Source organism: Litchfieldia salsa (assembly GCF_900104555.1).
In the GTDB taxonomy this organism is placed as follows: Bacteria; Bacillota; Bacilli; order Bacillales; family Bacillaceae_L; genus Litchfieldia; species Litchfieldia salsa.
In genome coordinates this window covers 109,881-129,554 of the sequence record NZ_FNJU01000003.1, presented here as the reverse complement: position 1 = coordinate 129,554, position 19,674 = coordinate 109,881, and the positions used below count along the sequence as shown (strand labels likewise).

The following is a 19,674-nucleotide window of genomic DNA, read 5'->3' as shown; positions in this document are numbered from 1 at the left end:
TGTTATGTCGTTCTTTTTAAGAGTAGACTCTCTGAATGGTTTAATGACTTAGTTCAAAGACTCTATGGTTTTGTCCGAATCTACTAACTGTTGTATACTATCCTTGCATTTGTTTATTATAAAAAAACAACCACCCTTGATAATAGGGTGGTTCAGAGTCTAGCATATCTAATACTTCTATCTTCCTTTAAATAATCCAAGACGATTTTCACCCGCTCTTGTACTGAATAATCTCCTTCAATCCTCAATACCGGGCAATGTAGGTCTGACATCCAATGTTCGTGTAATGTTTTACTTCTAACATCCATACCTGCTTCATCATATAGTGAAGCCCAGTCCAAAAATGCTTTTGACTGCTCGAACTTACTCCCTCCCTCTAGTGCTTCCTCGCCATAACGCTCGTACTCCCTAAGTTGTAATCTCTTAAGTCTGATTTCTTTTGGTAACGACAAAAAGATTACCAAGTCAAAAGACTGCTTAAACTGGTCACCCCAACCGCATATTGCACCTGTTAAAATCAATTTTTCATATCGGGTTAAATCTCTATTAAGTAATCTAATTCTATCAGGTACTTGTCTTTGTTCTGTATACTTAGTGATCCAAAAATAATCATCGGTATCAAGATGTCTATGTTGAAGGTGCTCTATTAGAGCAGTTCCAAGGGTAGTAGTTCCTGTACCAGCCGCACCAAATATGTGTATTCTTTTATACAAACAAATCCCTCCATCTCAACGGTTCTTTAGAAAATCAAGAATCATTTATTTACTTTCATCCATAATCCATGTTGGCTGCAATATGCGTAAAAATCTCCACGTACCATTTTTGGTATTCGTACTTCCGCGTCTTGTTCTGGATATAGCTTTACAATTATCACTCTGTCTAATGTAACGTGTGCTATAAAGGAAATATAGTGTGTTTTGCTCATTTCGTGCTGGATGGTAATGTAGTATTCATTTTCAATTTCATTGACAGTTATTTCGTGGTCAACATTTTCAAGCGTTGGAATTTGTAATTCTAATTTTCTTCCACAGCATGAAATCTGAGCTTCACTTGAACTATTGATAATATTCCCACAATTATGACATACATAAAAGTTAATTCTTCTCATGTTTCCTCCATCAGTATCATTGGGATCTAACTCACCTAACAATATATTTTCAATATTAACACCTAGTACGTTAGATAATTCTCTAAGCAAAGAAACATCAGGACAACCTAAACCACGCTACCATTTAGAAATCGTTTTATCACTAATGTTCATTGCATTGGCAACATCCATTTGTGTCATGCCTTTCTCTTTCCGAAGACTCAAAAGTAACCTTCCAACTTTGTTACAATCCACATTAATCACCTCCATAAATATAGGATATCCAGCACTGATGCATTTCTCAATAAACGCTCCGTAGAGAACATAGATGTCTACAAAGAAAAACGATCAAATGAAAGTTCATTAACATACTAAAATCACTTGGTTTATTTACTTACAGTAATATGATAAGTAATTTGATCTAACTGATAGAATTACTACAATATTAATAACCATACAATCATATCAATTGTGGTCTAATTGGTATGATTGTATGGTCTCTTATTGAATCTATGTAAGAGAATATTTATAGAACTTTTTATCTACCTGTAATATGGGAAAATTATCAGGCAACTCTTCATTCTTTATATTTTTAAATCCATTCTTTTCATAAAATTTATGAGCAGCTAAAAATTGTGGTGTTGTTCCAAGATACACTGTCTTTATTGAGTGTTCTTGCGCCCAATTAATAGCAGCGTTTAATAAAAGTTTTGCTGTTTTATACTTTGCTCCTCGGAAATCTTTGTCTACAAACATCTTTCTTAAAGCGACTTCATTATTTCCTATATCTAAAAGACTTATTGTACCAACTACTTTATCGTTATAAATAGCTACCCAAAAGTTGCCATTTCCAGTTTGGTAAAAGTCTTCTATGATAAACAAATCTGGTTGGTCCTCCTTGGTAATAGGTATCTTATATTCTGTTTGCTGAATATGAAGAATTAAATCTACGACTTGGGATTGATACTCTTTTGAATACTTTGTCACAACAGGTTGGTTATTCATCTATTACATCTCCTATAAAATGAACTACTTTTAATTTCTTAACTAATTTATCTTTTGGTTAAACCACTGAGCTTCCTTCGAGATAACTCTATTTTATTATTTTTAGTAGTTTTACATATTCACCATATTCGTCTTCACCAACAAATAATACGTTTGTAAATCCCTTCTTTTCATATAGATGTCTAGCGTTAATATTATCGGTGTCAACTCCAAGAGCTATTTCCTCATATCCAAGTTGCTCAGCATACTCGATCAAATAATCAAGAATAATACCACCTATTCCACGATTGCGATATCCTTCTTTGACGATCATACGAGATAAATAAATCCGTTTATTTGGAATCGTATATTCTGGATCATTGTTGTTAAAAACTAATGACCCTTCCCCTATAAACTCTTCATTTTCCAAATAAATAAAGGTAATTCTATTTCCGCTTACTAGCTCGTCATAAAACCTCTTCGCCATTTCGGGTTTGTTGTTCATATCCCAAATATTAGAGCACTTATTAAAGTCTTCAAGAGATAATTTCAATATTTGATAAGAAGTCATAACCGGTCCCTCTCATAGTTTTATTGTCGGGTAATCAAGAACTATATTTTCTATCGTTTGACTGTTTTATCATTCTCTATTTTTTCTTCGTAATGAATTTCATGCTTGGAATCCTCTATTGAACGATCCCATTTCACATTATTTTTGTGTCCAATTGTAATGTCATCATATGGTGTATATCTATTAGAAGCCCTTGATTTCCTTTTCGTCATTCGAACTATTATTAATCCAATAACAGAAATAACGAATAAAGTGTAAGCATATGCCATTAGATCACCCCTAAAATTAATTACTTGATTACTAGCTAAGGCAGTTTCTCTTTAGTCCCCATTTACTCAACACGAAATAATAAGTAATTAAAACCACTATTCCTATCTACTTGAAAGGTCAATGGATCATCCACTGTAAGCATTTGCGCATGAAAATTGATTCCATACCCATTATTCTCTGGATAGCCATATACATAACAAACGACTTTCCCATCCTTCATAAACACGATCTGGTTCATACCCTCACTCACAGTTTCAGTAATTTCATCCCACTTGTATCCAACCTTCTCATAGATATCTTCACTACTAGTATAGGGATCAAATGAATAGACAACATCCCATTCGAACGGAGTGATATCTAGTAAGTTCACCTTTGTAACAGATTCATCTATAGAAATGATCTCTTCTTTTAATCGTTTTTCGTTAACCTTCCAAACATCCTCTTTGTCGAAAAATTTTATGAATGCCGCAATTAACAAGAAACTGACTACAACGATTGCTACCTTAATTTCTGTTTTCAAATTAGTGGTTCACCTCTTATTGTAAAATGGATTAAAACATAGGTAACCTTCATATAAAAAGAGTAATAGATAACTACAAACCCTGCTTAGGTCAGGTACCCGTTCTTGTAACCTCTTGTATCATTTCTACTCTGTTACCAAAAGGATCTCTAAATTCAAAACGTTCATAATTTGGAATTGGAACTGATTCTAAAATTTCTATGTTGTTCTCTTCTAATACTTTTCTCCAATGAGAAACATCTTCTACTTGATATGCTAAATGAGCTTTCGTTAGTAATCTATCGAAACCTTCTTCCGTACCTACATGGACCTCCATTTTTCCAACCTGTAACCAAAATCCTCCTCGCCCTTTAAGGGGAACAGGCTTTTCAATCTCTGCTAATCCTAATACCTTACAGTAAAAATGTTTACCTTGTTCTTCAGCACCCTTTGGTATAGTAATTTGAGCGTGATGTAGTCCAATAATCATTATAAGTTCCTCCTTCTAAAGTTAAAATTTTTATTAGTTACTCTTCTTCTACAAATACTATTTTTTTTGAATAAGCTAACATTTTAATTCATTAGTTAAGGCTTTAATTGCACTCATTACTTCCTTTTTATTTTCTTCACTATTCATATTGTTTCTTGCATGAAGAAGTACAGGTCTAACAGATTCTATCGAACGTCCGAACTCGTACATCCATTCATAGCGTGGAACCATCCAAGTATGAAAATGATGTGTTGTATCTTCATTGTAAAAATAATAAACGTATTCTATATCTAGAATCTCTCTTTGAACCTTTCTAATTTTTGAAAGAAGGTTGATATAGTCCATTCTTTCTTCTTCAGTTAGTTCATCAAAGCATTTGATATGACGTTTTGAAGCTAATATGATTAAGCCTCTTATTGGATATGCAACATCTTGATGTGCATGAAAATATTCAGTTTCGACCACTACACCACCTTCAGGTTCAATAAGTCCACCTGTCAAAGCACAGCTTAAACATTCAACTTCTACTGTTGTTCCATTAGATAATGTAATCTTCCTCACTGACGTTCCTCCTAATGTTCCTTAATGTTTTAATGTTTGACAATAGTTACTTCGCAATCTTCTTTTCCTCTTCTCCAAGCAAAGAGTATGTCATACCATTTTTCACAGAGAATGCCCCTACAACTTCTTCATTACTAATAATTACTGTGACAAATATACTACCTAACCCATATATCTCACTTAAAAGATGTTGGTTTACATAGAAAAATTCATGATGAAGTTGTTTATCCGCATAGAACTCTGCATCGAAATTTTGCACTGATAAGTAGTCACTATATGGTTTTTCGTTTATGTCGTTTTTTGTTAAAGAGTATGGTCCAAACTCCCCTTCATGGTATAGAATAAATAAATCTTCATCCTTTAAATAATTCATAGCAATAGTACTTGATTCTGATAGATTAGATAAGTGAACCCACCTAATCCCAAACATTACTACAATCAAACTTAAAAATATAACTAAGATAACTTTATCCTTCATATAATACCGCCTTATATTTAGTAAGTTAACCGTCATTTCTTTATTCTTTACTTAACAATAACTTCTACTAAAAAGTGCTTTAATCCTTCTGGGATTAAAGCACCTTGTTGTTTAAATGAAATTATCTATATTGACTTGGATCCTTCTCCCTTTTAATTGGACCTTTATAAACAAAACTCCATTCAACGACATGATCAGTAATTCTGTCATACAAATCATCTGCAAGATACGGTACTTCATAATTAAGCAACGTATCAATATCTGTTCTAATTTCATCTAAAACCTGATTATCAAAGACTTTTATATCGTTTAACGTGTCCCTAAGGAACATGCAAAACCGTTCAAATCCTTCATCCCAATTACCATTTCCATTATTTTGAGCTTCATATCGAAGTTTTTCAATCGCTCTTAACAATTCACCTTCTATGGCATCTGCTTGCCCGCTCTTTGGAACGTGGTTTATCCAAATTTTTTTAGCTTCTTCAAAGTACTTCATATTTCCCTCCAATCAGATTCTAACATTTTCTTATATACTTTTTTCCACTTTTCTGACCCTTTACTTCAACAAAACAGCTACTAATCCTGCTATGATCAGTAGCTGCACCTCAATTATATTTTATCCTTTTTTATTTTTAACATCGAATTAGCATTTGTCTGAAATTCATATGGAACCTTCACTTCTTCAATGATAAAGCCACTATCTGTTAGATAACTTTTTATCTGATCTAAATGTTCATATCTTTTTCCCTCTAAGTCAACTAAGGGGAAAATTCGAACTTCTTCCTTAGTAACCCTCAATAACTCATTCAGTGTATCTATGTGAAATTGATAATCTAACCTATCCGCATACATAAATAGAAAATGGGCAGAGAGAAGAATTTCAAATTCTTCATTTTGAAACGGTAATGAAGGTAACGTAACCGGAATATATCTTCCTCTGGCTTTTTCCATATCGGTGGTACATTCTTCTAAGGCACTTAACCGATTTCTTCTAAGACCTTCTATATCTCTGAAATAATCCCATTTGTAATTATTTTGGGCTTTCCGCATATGCTTCATCGCGTGTTCAATATCCTGGAGACCTTTATTTTTTAGAGCCTCACCTGCATGATCATACGCAATATCGCAAGCTGTTACATCTAAACCGGACTTGTTACCAACAGCAGTAAATGAACAAGCTCCCGCAGGACAATCAAGTATTTTCTTTCCCTCTAATTCTTCCTTTGATAGCGAGAACATATCTAAATACTCTTCAAAGGTTCTTCCGATAAATACAATTCGTTCTAAATCTAATTTTGTACTCTGCTCAACTTTACTCAACTAAACTCACCTCTTATAAAAGAATACTTATAATATAGCATGAAAAAATTGGCAATGTTACCCTTTTTTTCTAATTCAATAAATTTGTTCTGAAAGCTTGATAAATTCTAACAAACAAAAGACCCCCAGATTAGATGGAGGTCTTTGCACTCTTTTTTTAATTTAATATTATAACTCGATTCTTAGACCTTCTTTTAAAGAAGAATAAAATCCACCAAACTACTAAATATAAGTAACCAGCAATCGTAAAAATAGACCAAACGGCACCTAATTGTAATTGACTGATTAAATGTTCAAATTCATTAGCCTCATTAGCTCTTTCTATACTATTTAACATACTAACGATTGGAACAGTTATACTAAATACAATGGATAAAAAGGACAAGCTTCTCATTGTCTTTTTGACAATACAAAATATAGCGCTTCCTAATGTTGTCAATAAGAATAAGTAATAGATTACCCAAAACCAACTAGGAAGAGTCTCAAAATACATTTTTCTACCTCCTTCTATATACTTACCTTATTCTAATTACGAATAAATCCACCTTCTGAATTTATAATCTGACCTGTTATCCATTTAGCATCATCACTAGCAATGAAAGCAATCGTACGCGCGACATCTTCTGGCGATCCAATACGGCCCATCGGGAATTTAGGAAGAAGGTACTCTCTTATTTCATCCGTCATCCAAGTCGAATCTGTTGGTCCTGGATTTACAGCATTAACTGTGATGCCTAATGGAGCTAGTTCTTGTGATAATGATCTCGTAAAGGCTGAAATAGCACCTTTGGTAGCTACATAAGCTAATTCTCCGGGCATTGGACCTAAATCTTGTCCCGATGTCATATTTATGATTCTACCAGTATCTAAACCTTGTTTTTTAAAACGACGAGCGAATTCCACACTTAGCAAAAAGGTAGATCGCATATTAACTGCATAATGTTCATCCATTATTTGAGCATCTAACTCTAAATACCCATCACTCTTTGAATGGGCTGCATTGTTTACTAAGATTGATGGAAAACCCATCTTGTTTTCTATTGAATCAAGTATAATAAATGCCGCATTAGCATTTGATAAATCAATTTTTAAGTTTTCGCAAAGGACACCCATATCCATAATCTCTTTTTGAAATTCTTCTATCCAAAAAGGATCAGAGTTCCAATGAGTAAAGAAAATATGTATTCCTCGTGAAGCTAAGTTTCGACAAATTGCAGCACCGATGTCTCTTTGACTACTCGCTCCTGTAATAAGTGCAATTTTATTTTTATTATAAATCATCATATTTCCCCCTATCAGGGACACTACGATATGGAAAAAAAGAAGTAAGTATTTCACCACAATGGTATCTACGAAGTTGATGGATAACTAACATTCCACACCATACATCCCTTAATGGTCATCATTTAAATAAATAGACATACTACACCTATAGGATAATTATAGAAGTGTTTTCTATTCATTTTTATCCAAATCATTAAAGAGTTTTCCACATAGCAAATTTTAATTCCCCTTCCAACTACATCTCAAATCTAATCTTACTTGTTTTTGTTTAAACAAACAATATTTTCCCAGTATTTTGAAATTATATTATTAACGCAAAAGTTAAACCCTTTGCATTTGTTTGGTACATATCTGTTAGAGAGTTAGGGAAAATTATCAGTTTTGGTCTTCTACTTTCTGTTTTTTATGATCACCTATAGAAAGTAATAAAATTGACACCAGTAAAAGAATAGCCCCAATAATATTCGTAAGTGTTAAGGGTACAGGAAAAAACGGAAATGAGATGATAGCAAGCAAAACAGGACTAAATGCTCTAGTAACATTCGCGATTGAAAAACGGAGATACTTTAACGCTTCGTATAAGAAAATTGTTCCTACAAAACCTGTTATAAGAGCTGATGATGCTATAAACGATACTCCTTGAAATGTATATGCCCCATCAAACAAATCACCAATTAACAATGCATATATGACAACAATTACTAGCGTAATGCAGTTGTTTGTAAATAAAATAGAATTAGAGTTTTTATCTTTGGAAAGTGTTTTTTTAATAAAAACGTTAGTAAGTGCAAAGAAGAACGTATACAAAATTGCAAAAACACTTCCTAATAAAGCAACTTTAAAGTCTCCTCCCTTGTTGACAAACAAAAATGCGCCAGAAATAGCAAGCATTATAAATATAATTTCTCTTCTCGTCATTCTCTCACCTAATATAAAAAAAGAAAGAACTACGGCAAAAACGGTATAAAATCTCCCTAAGAATCCAACCTGAACGGGTGAAAGTAAATCCATACTAATAAACAAAAAAATGACTCCTAAAGTGTTAAATAAAGCTAACCAAAGCATCTCCTTCTCATAATAAAAACGAACTGAATGTTTAGTAAGTTTTCCCCATAGATAACTTGCGATTATTATCGTAATTGCATTTATAATCGCTGCTTTAGATGGTGAAATATCAAGAAGTCCAAACTTTGATAATAGAGGACCAACCCCCATCATTAATACGGATAAAAAATTAAACAAATAACCTTTTTGTATATCTGTCATTATTTAGTAGCCTCTCAGTTTTATATCATTTTCATTTTTTCAAACTAATTTCATCTTAAAAGAAAGGTTTAAAGGAGTTCCATAAATATGGTGGCTATTTGAAGATCCTCTTTTGGTCATCCGGAATAATCATCACATCTTGTATGTGATATTTATTATCTGGAGTTAAATTTAGTAATACCATTTCACCATTATCAAATTCTAGTAATTCGTAAGTTCTGAAACTGGTACTAGCACTCATTATTTCATTTACTTCCTTTAATATTTCTTCAGATATATGTTCAACTCTAGCTTCAGCCATAAGCGTTTTTGCAAGTGAATACTCCTCATATCTAACTGCATCTTTAAATGCTACTCCAATATCAACCGGTCCTGGATCTACTCTAGTTGCTTCATTATATAGTAGGAAACTTAATATAACATTTAACAAAATTGATGATAAGATAACAAGATTCTTTATTTTCATAGACTATCCTCCTTGAATCAATAGTTAGACTTCATGATTGATTATCCCATAATAAACAAGATCTATATATTTCTTATCCTTCATAACATGTTCTCTAAGAATTCCTTCTTGTTTCATCCCTATTTTCTCTAAAACTCTTCCAGAAGCGGTATTTGTTGTAAAGTAACGGGCATATACTTTGTGAAATTTCTTTTTTGTAAAGGCGAATTCAACCATCCCTTTAGCAGCCTCTGTTGCATAACCATTACCCCAATATTCTTCGCCAATCCAATAACCAATTTCACCATTATGAGCATTTTTATTGTGGGATAACCCTATTGCTCCATATAATTCTCCAGTTTCTTTATCTGTAACAGCAAACTCATACATTCTATCATCATTATAATTGCTAAGATGATTCTTTATCCATCCTAAAGCGTCATCAATTGAATAGGGATAGGGAAGATACAAGGTGTTCTTATATAAATGATAATTGTTACACAAAATACTAATTTTTTTTGCATCAGATTCTCTAAATAAACGCAGAATTAACCGGTCCGTTTTGATTGTTTTCTCTGAATGATTATAAATCATGGTACACCCCATCGACCAACATAGTATATGTATCTTCATAATTCCATTTTTATTTTATTACCAAACTCATCATCAATTTATTGGTTAATAATAATAATTGATAATAGCAAATACAATAAGACTAACAATACTTTGGATAAATGTGATGAAAATGTCTTTTTTCCATGTATTATTATTAGGATATCGACTAGGATATCGTTTAAAAGCCAGTAGAATTGCCCACCAAAATACAAGGGCAAGAAACGTAGCACTAAAGCTATCATAAAACAAACTTGTTCCCTCCCTTTTACTAATCTTAAAAACCATCCTTTATAGGATTTTCTTCTTTAAAGTTATGAGTAGCTTTGCAGTTAGATCCTTTAAATATTAAGACTTTAGCCTATTAAACTAGAAAAATTCATAAAGTCCTTGATCGAAATATTTAAATTCTTCCTCTGTTACTCTATACCGTTTGTACCCGTCATAAAAAGCAGCCAAATCTTCTGGGTTATTAATAAATTCTCTAATGGCTAATGATTCATCGTATCTAGGATCTCCAACTGTCATTCCAGCAACATCAATAAATAGTTTGACGGCTCCATCGATGACAAACACATTATCAGTTGTGCAATCACCATGTATCATTGTCGGTATTACTGATAGTGGTTTGTTAGTCTTTAGATGATTTAATAGTTTTAAACTTCCCTCCGTCTGTCCGTTCTCAACATAGAATTGGGCTTTAATAAGCTGTTCTTCTAACCAATCACTACTGTTTCTAAGGATTTCAAGAGGCTTCTTTTCATGAAATTGATGAAGAAATTCTCCAAAACTCTTAATTAAAGCTTTTCTTTCGGTCGATGAAGGTGCCCTATTTAAGGCTGTCGTTAATGTTAATCCACCTTCAAATGACATGATTAAATGACTGCTATTCTTTTCTAAAATAAATCCAAAGTATTCAGGAACTGAAATGAGTTTTTCTGTATTTAGCTTTTTTAAAACTTGAGCCTCAGTATTTAACCATTTTCGATACCTTTCTTTAAAGGCACTTTTAAGTAAGTACGAACGATGATCTGTAATTATTCTGCGAACTTCTGAGGTGCATCCTTGTTCATTGAGTTTCTCTATCTCATATATGGATCCAATTAATTCCTCTAGCTTTATAAATAAGCCTTCATTCATATAATTCTGTTCCCCTATTCGTGTTTACTAAAAAAGTACCAATTAAATTGATGAATTTCCATTCACCTCAATGGTTCTTCCTATTAATAAAGAATGCTAGGATAATATTGATTATTTAAGTTTTCGATAATATAAATTTACACAAGTAAAGAACACGATCGCAGAACCGAAAATAAATGATAAGAATTCCTTTATCTTTTTCTTCCCCATCATTAAATTTTCATTATAAACAAATACCATATTTTCATTGATAAATATATTGGTAGTAAAAATCGATAGTATTAATACAATAACAGCGAAAACTCCATATATATTTAACACTGTTCTTATAGTAAGGTCTTTTTTTTGAACGATTTCAATATTTCGAGACGTTTGTGTATTAGCCTCCAACTACAATCACCTCCAATTTTTCAATTATTTACTATTTACGAAAATACTCATCAAAAGTTTCTTATTTCTAGAAGTTATAGAATGAATAAGAAAAAGCGTATCCCTTATTATAGATACGCAACTAGTTAAGGAAATAATGACAACTGGCCAATATTACGCCATCTCTGCAAAAAACTAATAAAGTCTTTTTAAATACCCTTCATCAAGCCTATCTTGAATAGATTCTACACTTGTATTAGGGAGTTTTGCGTGGTCAAATATCATTTTCGCAGCAGATGGCAACATGTTTTGATCTGGCCAGGTATGAGGATCCCATAATCCCGAACGTTTGAAGGCTTCTGCACAATGAATAAAACATTCTTCAACCTCAACATGGATACCTAAAAGTGGTTTTTTATTATTTACCGCCATCTTTTCAAGTATTTCCTCATCGGAGACCAAAGTAGCTTTTCCATTCACTCTCAGTGTTTCACCCATACTCGGTATAAAAAAGAGCAGACCAACTCTTGGATTAGATAGTATATTACGCAAAGAATCTACCCTTTTATTTCCAGGTCTTTCCGGTATGACTAGTTGCCGGTCACTTAACACTTGAACGAATCCAGTCTGATCTCCTCTTGGAGAAACATCACAAAATCCATATTTATCTGAAGTAGATAGTACCAAAAACGGTGATTTAGAAATAAAATCTAAACAATGATGATCAAGATATGTAATCACTTTGTTCTTAACTAAATCACTCGGAAAACCAATGATAGATTGCAATTCTTCTTCAGTTTTAATCATATTATTAAATTCATAGTTTTGTTTCATTATATATAACCTCTGATCTCAATTATCTGTTTAGATTTTTTTCTAACTTGATTTATTAAGATTTGATTGATTTCTTCAAAATTAGCCTCTGTGTTTCATAAGAAGGATCTCTAAAGTTTTAGAGTATAAATCTGGTTGCTCCCTATGTACCAAATGTCCAGCAAAAGGAATAACAGAGATATTAAATGTAGGATTTAACATTTTATAAGTTGTAACAGCAGAAATTTCTAGTTCTTCCTTATCGCCAACAATACATAGAGTTGGAATTTTCAAACTTGATACATCACCTAACTCATCAAACGGATAAAAATCATCATCATTAAACGAACGAAGCAACGTCTTCCAATCACTTTCGCCATGAATTTCATTCAAGTAGCCTACTGCCTCTTCGTCATTAAACAACTGTTCATAGCCTTCAGCTTCTTCTCTAGTTAATTCAGTCCAGTTATCTGGCTTAACAGGGAATATACCAGAAAAACTGAGCGACTTTACTTTATGCGGATACTTTTTAGCAAAAAGCAAGGCTACAACACCGCCTATTGATACTCCAGCAATATGACATACTTCAACATTCAGAAATTCTAAAGTGTCGTTTATATCCTCAATACAACGGCTAAAATAGTGATCTATTTCCCCAACAGACTTTCCATGGCCTCTTAGATCAGGTCTGATTACTTTATAATTCTGAACCGAAAAGTAATCTGCTTGTTCCTGATATTCGGTCAAACCAGTCATCCCACCCGAGTGGATTAAGACTAAAGGTTCTCCTTCACCTGTAATATTCGTATGTAAAATCATATCGTCACCCCATCATTTTTTAATTAAAATTGGTTATTTGTTCTTAATTACGCTCTCCTAAATTAATCATAATTTTCTTTATTTTACCATTAATTCTTAATGTTGAGTTACTTTTTCTTATAGGGTAAGCTGATCTGTTTAACGCAAAAAAAAAGATCACCTAAGCGATCTTCTCATAAATTCCTACTCTTCTATTTATTGAGTAAAATATCTTCTAATGTCTGTGCATGTTCTTTATCTAGTATTCCATAGCCTTCTTTTTCATTGTTGCTAATAATTGTTGCCGTATCATTTTTTTGATTAATCCAAATACGGTATTCAAATAATCTTTCAGGCATGTTCTTATCATATCTGAAAAACAGAGTTGCCTTTAAATCTTCTCTTCCAGACATTTTAGGTTCTACATTTGGTTCCCATTTAATTTGTTTAAATACTTTTCTTAACGAGTCTATCGATTCTTCATCAGTAATCATTTCGGCTTCTTCGTAGCTTTCATCTGCCTTAACCACTTCAATATCTATTCTAGTAAGTTGTTTTAGATCAAACTTATCCGGGGTTGTACAACCTATTAGTAACATTGCGAAAACACTGATGATAAAGTAGATATTCGCTTTCTTTGACAAGGAAATTCCTCCTACTGGAAAAATAGATTCATGAACTTTTTAATACCAAAAACTCTATCAAATAGTGGTTATAACTTAATTGTAGCACCTATATAGTAAGTCGTTTTCTCATACATGTGTCTTCAATAAAATCAAACTTCTTATAGAAATCGTGTGCATCCTTTGTAGCTAGGGCAAATGATGTATGTTTTAAATCTGGATGCTCCAAAATACAACCTATCAACCATTGACCTAAACCTTTGCCCCTATAACTTTCATCAACAACTACATCTAAAACCCAGGAAAATACGGCTTTATCTGAAACTACTCTTGCAAATCCAATTTGTTTATCATGGTCATATAAACCAAAAGAAACAGAGTTCTTAATACTTTTTTCAATCATTTCTTTTGTTCGATTGGAAGCCCAATATGTTGTTAAGAGCAAATGTAAAACACTCTCTAAATCAATTAACTTACTATCATCACTCACCATAAAACTCTGCTTATACCAATCCATTGATTATCCCCCCATTTTTTTCCTACAGGTCAAATTCAATTAAAAGTTTGCTCAGTCTCCAACACTACTTCTACAGCTGTCTTCCCACTTAACACTTCGTCACAATAAAAGTCCTTTATACCATTAGCCATAAATAACAACTCCTAATTATTAGCATTCACTTGTATTTATACGGCGAACTTTGCCTAATCCCTTCTAACTATAAGGAAATATATATTCTTTCTTTGACAATTTGGGACTGTTAAGCCAATAAGAAAGAGCGAATCTTCCTTTTTGAAGAATCACTCCTGATTTAAAAAACTTTTTCCTTTATTTATTAAAATTAATTCTTTTCTACTATTCTCAATCATTTTTTGGAATCCATATAAGATATAAGCTTTATAAAACATATAAAGAAAAAATTGAAAGTGATTCAATCTGACTAATTTACCAACTTTCAACTTCTCCAACCACTTCGGTATGACAAAGGCAAAGAATCCATCTACTATTGCATTAAGCATTAAAAACCTCTTGAAATTTCCATATGTAAGTTTTAATATCCAAATCGTTCCTGCGAAAAAAGGGCCAATATTAAAAGGAAATTCACCTGAAAAATACGAGTTCGGTTTCTTATAAAAAATCCACCATTTTCGTTTTTTTCCAATTTGAACATTTAATGCTTCAAATACAACAATAAATATTGATGCAGGAAGAAATCTTTTCATACTTTTACTTCCCATGAAAAGTAAGGAAATCCACGAAAGAACAATCATTACAATATTAATAGTCCATTGTTTATTTATTGACATATATGTCAACCTCCCTTTATAAGTAGATTACCAACTCCCATTCTTTTTTATTCCTTAAGGTAGAAGCTACTCTATTCATACTATTTTCCCCAAGGCAGATTGAATTCTTTTTTACCTAATGCAAATGGAGGGCATAGCGAAGAAAACCTTTACATTAAATAACTAAAATAGACAAGACTATATATGTCGTTACCACATGTAGGAGGTTTTGTAATGAAACAAAGCTATTTAGTATTTTATATTTCAATAATTATAATTTCTTTACTCGTCTTAACTGGAATTATTATTCCTAGTACATTAGAAGAAGTTACTTCAACTATTCAAGCTTTTATTTCTGATGCATTTGGATGGTATTACTTGATTTTAGTCTCTATTATCCTCGTTATTTGTCTATACCTAGTTTTTTCACCTGTTGGCCGAATTAAACTAGGAAGACAAGATGAACAGCCTGAATTTTCTAGACCTACTTGGATTGCTATGTTATTTAGTGCTGGAATGGGAATAGGACTAGTATTTTATGGTACTTCAGAACCACTTAGCCATTATGCAATTAATTCACCTACTGGTGAAGTTGGTACTAATCAAGGAATAAAAGATGCACTAAGGTTCACTTTTTTTCATTGGGGGATTCACGCCTGGAGTATTTATGGCATCGTTGCCCTAGCAATTGCATATTTTCATTTCAGACACAATAAATTAAGTTTAATAAGTGCAACTTTAGAACCAATTTTCGGTGATAAGGTGAACGGCATTACTGGAAAAAGTATTGATATCTTTTCTGTATTGGCAACGGTTCTTGGTGTTGCCACTTCTCTCGGATTTGGCGCTGTTCAAATCAATGGTGGTTTAGCATATCTATTTCAACTATCTAAAAGTTTTGAAATGCAATTTATTATCATTGCGACCGTTACCGTTTTATTTTTAATATCTGCATGGTCTGGATTAGGGAAGGGAATAAAAATATTAAGTAATACCAATATGATTTTAGCTGGTGCTTTACTATTACTTATGTTTATATTTGGTCCAACGTTATTTATTCTACATTTATTTACAGACACAATTGGAGGATATATTCAATCATTGCCACAGATGAGCTTTAGAATTGCTCCGTTGAACGAAGAAATTCGCGGATGGATTACTGGATGGACGATTTTTTATTGGGCTTGGTGGATTGCATGGGCACCATTTGTTGGGATCTTTATTGCCCGAGTTTCTAGAGGAAGAAGTATTCGGGAATTTGTATTTTTTGTATTACTGATACCCTCAGTTATTGTTTTTTTATGGTTCTCAACTTTCGGTGGTTCAGCCATAGCGCTTGAACATAATGGGATTGCTCAAATATCTAATCTATCTGCAGAAGAAACGTTATTTGGTGTCTTTTCACACTATCCATTACCTTTAGTAACATCCATAACAGCGATCGTACTGATTTGCTCATTTTTCATCACTTCTGCTGACTCAGGAACATATGTATTGGGTATGATGACAACAAATGGATCACATACACCTGGTAATAAAATAAAATTCACTTGGGGGATCCTACTTTCTTCAATAGCAGTTGTACTTCTATATACAGGTGGCCTTCGAGCATTACAAAATATGTTGATTATAGCAGCTTTACCATTTTCTGTTATTATCGCAATGATGACCATCAGCTTATTGAAATCTCTACAAGCAGAAGCAAAAGAACTTGGAATAGGTCGGATTAAAAAAAGAAAGTTATAATTTAACAAACGACATAGTAGATCCTACTATGTCTTTCATTTATCATACTATATTAAAGACCATGCTTCTTTCAACAACCTAATTCCAGTAACAATTTCATCTTCGGATAACCCACCAAAGCCAAGTAAAATTCTAGAACCCGGGCTCTCTCGTTGATAGTATATTGATAGTGGATAAACCTTTACTCCAACATTAATGGCCTTACTAATTAACTCGTGTTCATCCATATTAGTTCTTATTTCCAAGACAATATGAAGTCCTGATTTTTCACCTATTACACTTATTTGTTCACCAAAATAATCCTTAATAGCTAACATAAGAGTGCTATGTTTTTTGCGATAAAGTGTTCTCATTTTATTTAAATGACTTTCCCAATGACCCTCTTTTAAAAAACGATATAGAGTATCCTGATGAAGACGCGAAACAGTCTGCTTATAGACTGTAAAGTGTTCCTTATAGCGTTTCATGAGTGTGGGAGGTAATACCATATAACTGATACGAATAGATGGGATCAACGACTTTGAAAATGTACCTAGATACACAACACTTTCGTTTACATCCAATCCTTGAAGTGAAGGAATTGGTTTACCCTTATATCGGTATTCTCCGTCATAATCGTCTTCGATAATATACCCCTTGTTTTCTTCTGCCCATTTTAACAGTTCCATTCTTCTAGATATAGGCATGATCATCCCATTCGGAAATTGATGTGATGGAGTAACATAGACTACATTAGCACCCGAGATTCTTAATTCTTGAATGGTGATACCATCTTCATCTAGAGGAATTGCTACCGTTTTGGCTCCCAAATCTTCTAGAACAATTCTGGTTCGATGGTACCCAGGATTCTCAAGTGCAAAGATATTTTCTTTACCGATGATCAAACACAATAGTCCTATAAGTGACTGTGTCCCTGCACCAATAATTAGTTGATCTGAGGAGCACCTAACCCCTCTAGAAGCAAAAAGTTGTGTTTTAATTTGTTCCCGTAGCAGTTGCTCCCCTTGAGGATCCCCAATATTAAATAAGTTTGCTTGATCTTCGTATAATGATTGAATGGTTAATTTTTTCCATATTGCATATGGAAAATGTTCTAAATCAACCTTTCCAGAATTGAAATCAATCTTAACCTTAGTTTCTGCTGACTTTTGTTGTGGCTCTGATTTTACAAGAGTAGGTTGGTTTAAATTTATATCGCGATCGAAGTGGGTAACATACAAGCCTTTTCGAGGTTTACTCTCTAAATATCCTTCTGCACATAATTGATCATAAGCTGATTGAATCGTATTTAAGCTTATAGATAAATAGTTTGATAACCTTCGTTTTGACGGTAATTTATCTTTTGGTTTTATTCTTCCCGAAAGGATTTCTTGTTTTATGTAATTGGCTAATTGTATATATAACGGTTTGTCATTTTTACTATCCAAAACAGGTGTTATTTCAATCATATTTCCCTCTCCCAATCTGGCACCTTTAAATACAATGAATCTGGCACTTTAGATTATACCAGATTATGATTAAATAATTGTATATAAAAGTTAAAAGGAGATGAAAGCTATTGGCTATCAAAAAAGAAATGATAAAAGAATTAAATAGTAAGGAGGAGTGGAAGGAAGCTTATCCAGTAATGAAACAATTGAGAACTCACCTGGATGAAAAGCAATTCCTTCAATTGGTAGAAGAAGCGGTCGTTAAAGAAGGTTATAAGATAGCTGCTTTGTATGTTGAAGAAAAGGTAGTGGCTGTAACAGGTTTCATGCCTATGATTACTTTGTACAATGGAAGATCAATCTGGGTTTGTGACTTAATCACTGATACCAATAATCGTTCAAAAGGTTATGGTGAGACACTTCTAAATTATGTCCATAATTGGTCAAAGGAAAATGGTTATGATAACGTCTCTCTTTCATCAGGATTACAACGCGTAGATGCTCATCGATTTTACGAAAAGAAGATGGAATATGACAAGGTTAGCTATGTATTTTTTAAAAAGGTCTAATTTGAATATGGATTCATAAAAGAGAGGATTTACATTTAGTGACTCTTTTTTGAGTTAAACTTGTATTAATAAACAAAATAAAGAGCATTTCACAATTAATTGATAATGCTCTTTGATTTCAGTGAGTTTGATTCTATACCATAATGTCAATCAAAACGTTCGGTATCGTTACCATCCACTATATCCTCTAACTCTGTAAGAAAATTTATTTTGACAGGATCAGGAATCCGCTCCATCCAATTCTTGATTTCAGGTAACTCCTCGGCATCCTCTATATTTGTGGGCTTTGGATCAAGAGTGGTCCACCACTTTTTCAATTCATCGATAAATTCATAAAAATAGCGTTCAAATCTTTCTGCCCATTCTGCTCCATCATCACCACTAGTCTTTTGCATCATATTCCAGGCTTCCATCGCAGTTTCAAAGTGCTCATTAATCAACTTCATATAGTACTCCTTTCCAAACGAAATTGGGTAAGCCAAACAGCTAATCAATTTCTGTCTTTTGCTCTTTGTGTATCTCTAATATTCTTTTGAACAGTTATCGCTGCAAATATACTAAGAACATATGACATCCCGTAAAAACCCTTTTCGCTTAAAACAATACTTCCTGCATTATATAAACCAATCCCCATTAATGAAATCGATACAATAAGCGCAAACCAGCTAATACCATAATATATTCCAGTAACTGGAATACCTTCTTCTTTATCTCTTACCGCCTTTTGCAGAGATACTGCTGCATAAAGTCCAAATATTAAAACGGCAAAATAATACCCTTTTTCATTTAACTCCATTGCTGCGTTAAACAAACCAATCAGATAAGCTGAAACACCCACTAACAATGCTGCCCAAGAAGCTCCCTTAAAAGCCGGAGTGGGTTCTCCATCTTTCCTTTCTACTTTTATTTTCTGTTCATTTTGGTTACCTTTATCCACTAAAACATCTTGTTCATACGACATCGAATCTTTCTCCTCCAACTATTAAAATACTAAAAATGACTCATTACTGCAAATACACTATGTATGTAGCACTT

Annotated in this window: 30 protein-coding genes; 2 read left to right on the top strand and 28 right to left on the bottom strand. The window is 33.0% G+C overall.

The window, feature by feature from the left end; translation table 11 throughout:
- Positions 1–152: 152 nt before the first annotated feature.
- The 25 genes from BLQ56_RS07545 to BLQ56_RS07430 all read right to left on the bottom strand — a co-directional run bounded on the left by BLQ56_RS07545 (position 153) and on the right by BLQ56_RS07430 (position 14,915).
- Positions 153–713, bottom strand: coding sequence for an AAA family ATPase (locus tag BLQ56_RS07545; protein WP_090851826.1), 561 nt, complete (start codon positions 711–713; stop codon positions 153–155).
- Between the two features lie 41 nt (positions 714–754).
- Positions 755–1,198, bottom strand: coding sequence for an XRE family transcriptional regulator (locus tag BLQ56_RS07540; protein ID WP_238457208.1), 444 nt, complete (start codon positions 1,196–1,198; stop codon positions 755–757).
- A gap of 27 nt (positions 1,199–1,225) precedes the next feature.
- Complete coding sequence (locus tag BLQ56_RS23835; RefSeq protein ID WP_238457207.1) at positions 1,226–1,342, bottom strand: helix-turn-helix domain-containing protein; 117 nt, start codon at positions 1,340–1,342, stop codon at positions 1,226–1,228.
- A 255-nt stretch (positions 1,343–1,597) separates the two neighbouring features.
- A complete protein-coding gene (locus BLQ56_RS07535; protein WP_090851823.1) occupies positions 1,598–2,092 on the bottom strand; it encodes a GNAT family N-acetyltransferase in 495 nt (164 codons plus the stop codon).
- A gap of 88 nt (positions 2,093–2,180) precedes the next feature.
- Positions 2,181–2,642, bottom strand: a complete 462-nt coding sequence (locus BLQ56_RS07530; protein ID WP_090851818.1) for a GNAT family N-acetyltransferase — start codon at positions 2,640–2,642, stop codon at positions 2,181–2,183.
- A 50-nt stretch (positions 2,643–2,692) separates the two neighbouring features.
- A complete protein-coding gene (locus BLQ56_RS07525) occupies positions 2,693–2,911 on the bottom strand; it encodes a hypothetical protein (protein ID WP_090851815.1) in 219 nt (72 codons plus the stop codon).
- Between the two features lie 62 nt (positions 2,912–2,973).
- Complete coding sequence (locus BLQ56_RS07520) at positions 2,974–3,432, bottom strand: hypothetical protein (protein ID WP_090851812.1); 459 nt, start codon at positions 3,430–3,432, stop codon at positions 2,974–2,976.
- 91 nt (positions 3,433–3,523) lie between these two features.
- Positions 3,524–3,901: a VOC family protein gene (locus tag BLQ56_RS07515; RefSeq protein ID WP_090851809.1), complete on the bottom strand. Its 378-nt coding sequence runs from the start codon at positions 3,899–3,901 to the stop codon at positions 3,524–3,526.
- Between the two features lie 75 nt (positions 3,902–3,976).
- A complete protein-coding gene (locus BLQ56_RS07510; protein WP_090851805.1) occupies positions 3,977–4,462 on the bottom strand; it encodes an HIT family protein in 486 nt (161 codons plus the stop codon).
- 46 nt (positions 4,463–4,508) lie between these two features.
- Complete coding sequence (locus BLQ56_RS07505; protein ID WP_090851802.1) at positions 4,509–4,940, bottom strand: hypothetical protein; 432 nt, start codon at positions 4,938–4,940, stop codon at positions 4,509–4,511.
- Positions 4,941–5,061: 121 nt separating this feature from the next.
- Positions 5,062–5,436 carry a hypothetical protein gene (locus BLQ56_RS07500; protein WP_090851800.1) on the bottom strand — a complete coding sequence of 125 codons (375 nt, stop codon included), beginning with the start codon at positions 5,434–5,436 and terminating at the stop codon, positions 5,062–5,064.
- A gap of 113 nt (positions 5,437–5,549) precedes the next feature.
- Complete coding sequence (locus BLQ56_RS07495) at positions 5,550–6,260, bottom strand: SAM-dependent methyltransferase (RefSeq protein ID WP_090851798.1); 711 nt, start codon at positions 6,258–6,260, stop codon at positions 5,550–5,552.
- A 157-nt stretch (positions 6,261–6,417) separates the two neighbouring features.
- The gene (locus BLQ56_RS07490; protein WP_090851795.1) at positions 6,418–6,753 is read right to left on the bottom strand and encodes a hypothetical protein; all 336 of its coding nucleotides are present in this window, start codon (positions 6,751–6,753) and stop codon (positions 6,418–6,420) included.
- Between the two features lie 32 nt (positions 6,754–6,785).
- The gene (locus BLQ56_RS07485) at positions 6,786–7,541 is read right to left on the bottom strand and encodes an SDR family oxidoreductase (RefSeq protein WP_090851792.1); all 756 of its coding nucleotides are present in this window, start codon (positions 7,539–7,541) and stop codon (positions 6,786–6,788) included.
- Between the two features lie 378 nt (positions 7,542–7,919).
- Positions 7,920–8,810, bottom strand: coding sequence for a DMT family transporter (locus tag BLQ56_RS07480; protein WP_090851789.1), 891 nt, complete (start codon positions 8,808–8,810; stop codon positions 7,920–7,922).
- Between the two features lie 94 nt (positions 8,811–8,904).
- Positions 8,905–9,276, bottom strand: coding sequence for a hypothetical protein (locus tag BLQ56_RS07475; protein WP_090851787.1), 372 nt, complete (start codon positions 9,274–9,276; stop codon positions 8,905–8,907).
- Between the two features lie 24 nt (positions 9,277–9,300).
- Positions 9,301–9,849: a GNAT family N-acetyltransferase gene (locus tag BLQ56_RS07470; RefSeq protein WP_090851784.1), complete on the bottom strand. Its 549-nt coding sequence runs from the start codon at positions 9,847–9,849 to the stop codon at positions 9,301–9,303.
- Positions 9,850–9,933: 84 nt separating this feature from the next.
- Positions 9,934–10,119 carry a hypothetical protein gene (locus BLQ56_RS07465; protein ID WP_090851781.1) on the bottom strand — a complete coding sequence of 62 codons (186 nt, stop codon included), beginning with the start codon at positions 10,117–10,119 and terminating at the stop codon, positions 9,934–9,936.
- 117 nt (positions 10,120–10,236) lie between these two features.
- A complete protein-coding gene (locus BLQ56_RS07460; protein WP_090851779.1) occupies positions 10,237–11,007 on the bottom strand; it encodes a phosphotransferase in 771 nt (256 codons plus the stop codon).
- A gap of 111 nt (positions 11,008–11,118) precedes the next feature.
- Positions 11,119–11,397, bottom strand: coding sequence for a hypothetical protein (locus tag BLQ56_RS07455; RefSeq protein WP_090851776.1), 279 nt, complete (start codon positions 11,395–11,397; stop codon positions 11,119–11,121).
- Between the two features lie 174 nt (positions 11,398–11,571).
- Positions 11,572–12,210 carry a pyridoxamine 5'-phosphate oxidase family protein gene (locus tag BLQ56_RS07450; protein ID WP_090851773.1) on the bottom strand — a complete coding sequence of 213 codons (639 nt, stop codon included), beginning with the start codon at positions 12,208–12,210 and terminating at the stop codon, positions 11,572–11,574.
- Positions 12,211–12,291: 81 nt separating this feature from the next.
- Entirely contained in the window at positions 12,292–13,008 is a 717-nt protein-coding gene (locus BLQ56_RS07445; RefSeq protein WP_090851770.1) for an alpha/beta fold hydrolase, read from the bottom strand.
- A gap of 191 nt (positions 13,009–13,199) precedes the next feature.
- Positions 13,200–13,631, bottom strand: a complete 432-nt coding sequence (locus BLQ56_RS07440; RefSeq protein ID WP_090851767.1) for a hypothetical protein — start codon at positions 13,629–13,631, stop codon at positions 13,200–13,202.
- Between the two features lie 88 nt (positions 13,632–13,719).
- Positions 13,720–14,127, bottom strand: a complete 408-nt coding sequence (locus tag BLQ56_RS07435; protein WP_090851764.1) for a GNAT family N-acetyltransferase — start codon at positions 14,125–14,127, stop codon at positions 13,720–13,722.
- A gap of 281 nt (positions 14,128–14,408) precedes the next feature.
- Entirely contained in the window at positions 14,409–14,915 is a 507-nt protein-coding gene (locus tag BLQ56_RS07430) for a hypothetical protein (RefSeq protein ID WP_090851760.1), read from the bottom strand.
- 213 nt (positions 14,916–15,128) lie between these two features.
- On the opposite strand from BLQ56_RS07430, the gene BLQ56_RS07425 reads away from it, so the two are divergent.
- Positions 15,129–16,640 (top strand): glycine betaine uptake BCCT transporter, encoded by a 1,512-nt coding sequence (locus tag BLQ56_RS07425; protein ID WP_090851757.1) that lies wholly within the window; start codon positions 15,129–15,131, stop codon positions 16,638–16,640.
- Positions 16,641–16,687: 47 nt separating this feature from the next.
- Here the strand turns inward: BLQ56_RS07425 and pdxR are convergent, their stop codons facing one another.
- Positions 16,688–18,088, bottom strand: coding sequence for a MocR-like pyridoxine biosynthesis transcription factor PdxR (pdxR, locus tag BLQ56_RS07420; RefSeq protein WP_090851754.1), 1,401 nt, complete (start codon positions 18,086–18,088; stop codon positions 16,688–16,690).
- Positions 18,089–18,216: 128 nt separating this feature from the next.
- Here pdxR and BLQ56_RS07415 point away from each other — a divergent pair, with 128 nt between their 5' ends.
- Complete coding sequence (locus BLQ56_RS07415; protein WP_090852894.1) at positions 18,217–18,639, top strand: GNAT family N-acetyltransferase; 423 nt, start codon at positions 18,217–18,219, stop codon at positions 18,637–18,639.
- A 146-nt stretch (positions 18,640–18,785) separates the two neighbouring features.
- Here BLQ56_RS07415 and BLQ56_RS07410 read toward each other — a convergent pair whose 3' ends face one another.
- Positions 18,786–19,085 carry a hypothetical protein gene (locus BLQ56_RS07410; protein ID WP_090851750.1) on the bottom strand — a complete coding sequence of 100 codons (300 nt, stop codon included), beginning with the start codon at positions 19,083–19,085 and terminating at the stop codon, positions 18,786–18,788.
- Between the two features lie 44 nt (positions 19,086–19,129).
- A complete protein-coding gene (gene yiaA / locus BLQ56_RS07405; RefSeq protein ID WP_090851747.1) occupies positions 19,130–19,600 on the bottom strand; it encodes an inner membrane protein YiaA in 471 nt (156 codons plus the stop codon).
- Positions 19,601–19,674: the final 74 nt, after the last annotated feature.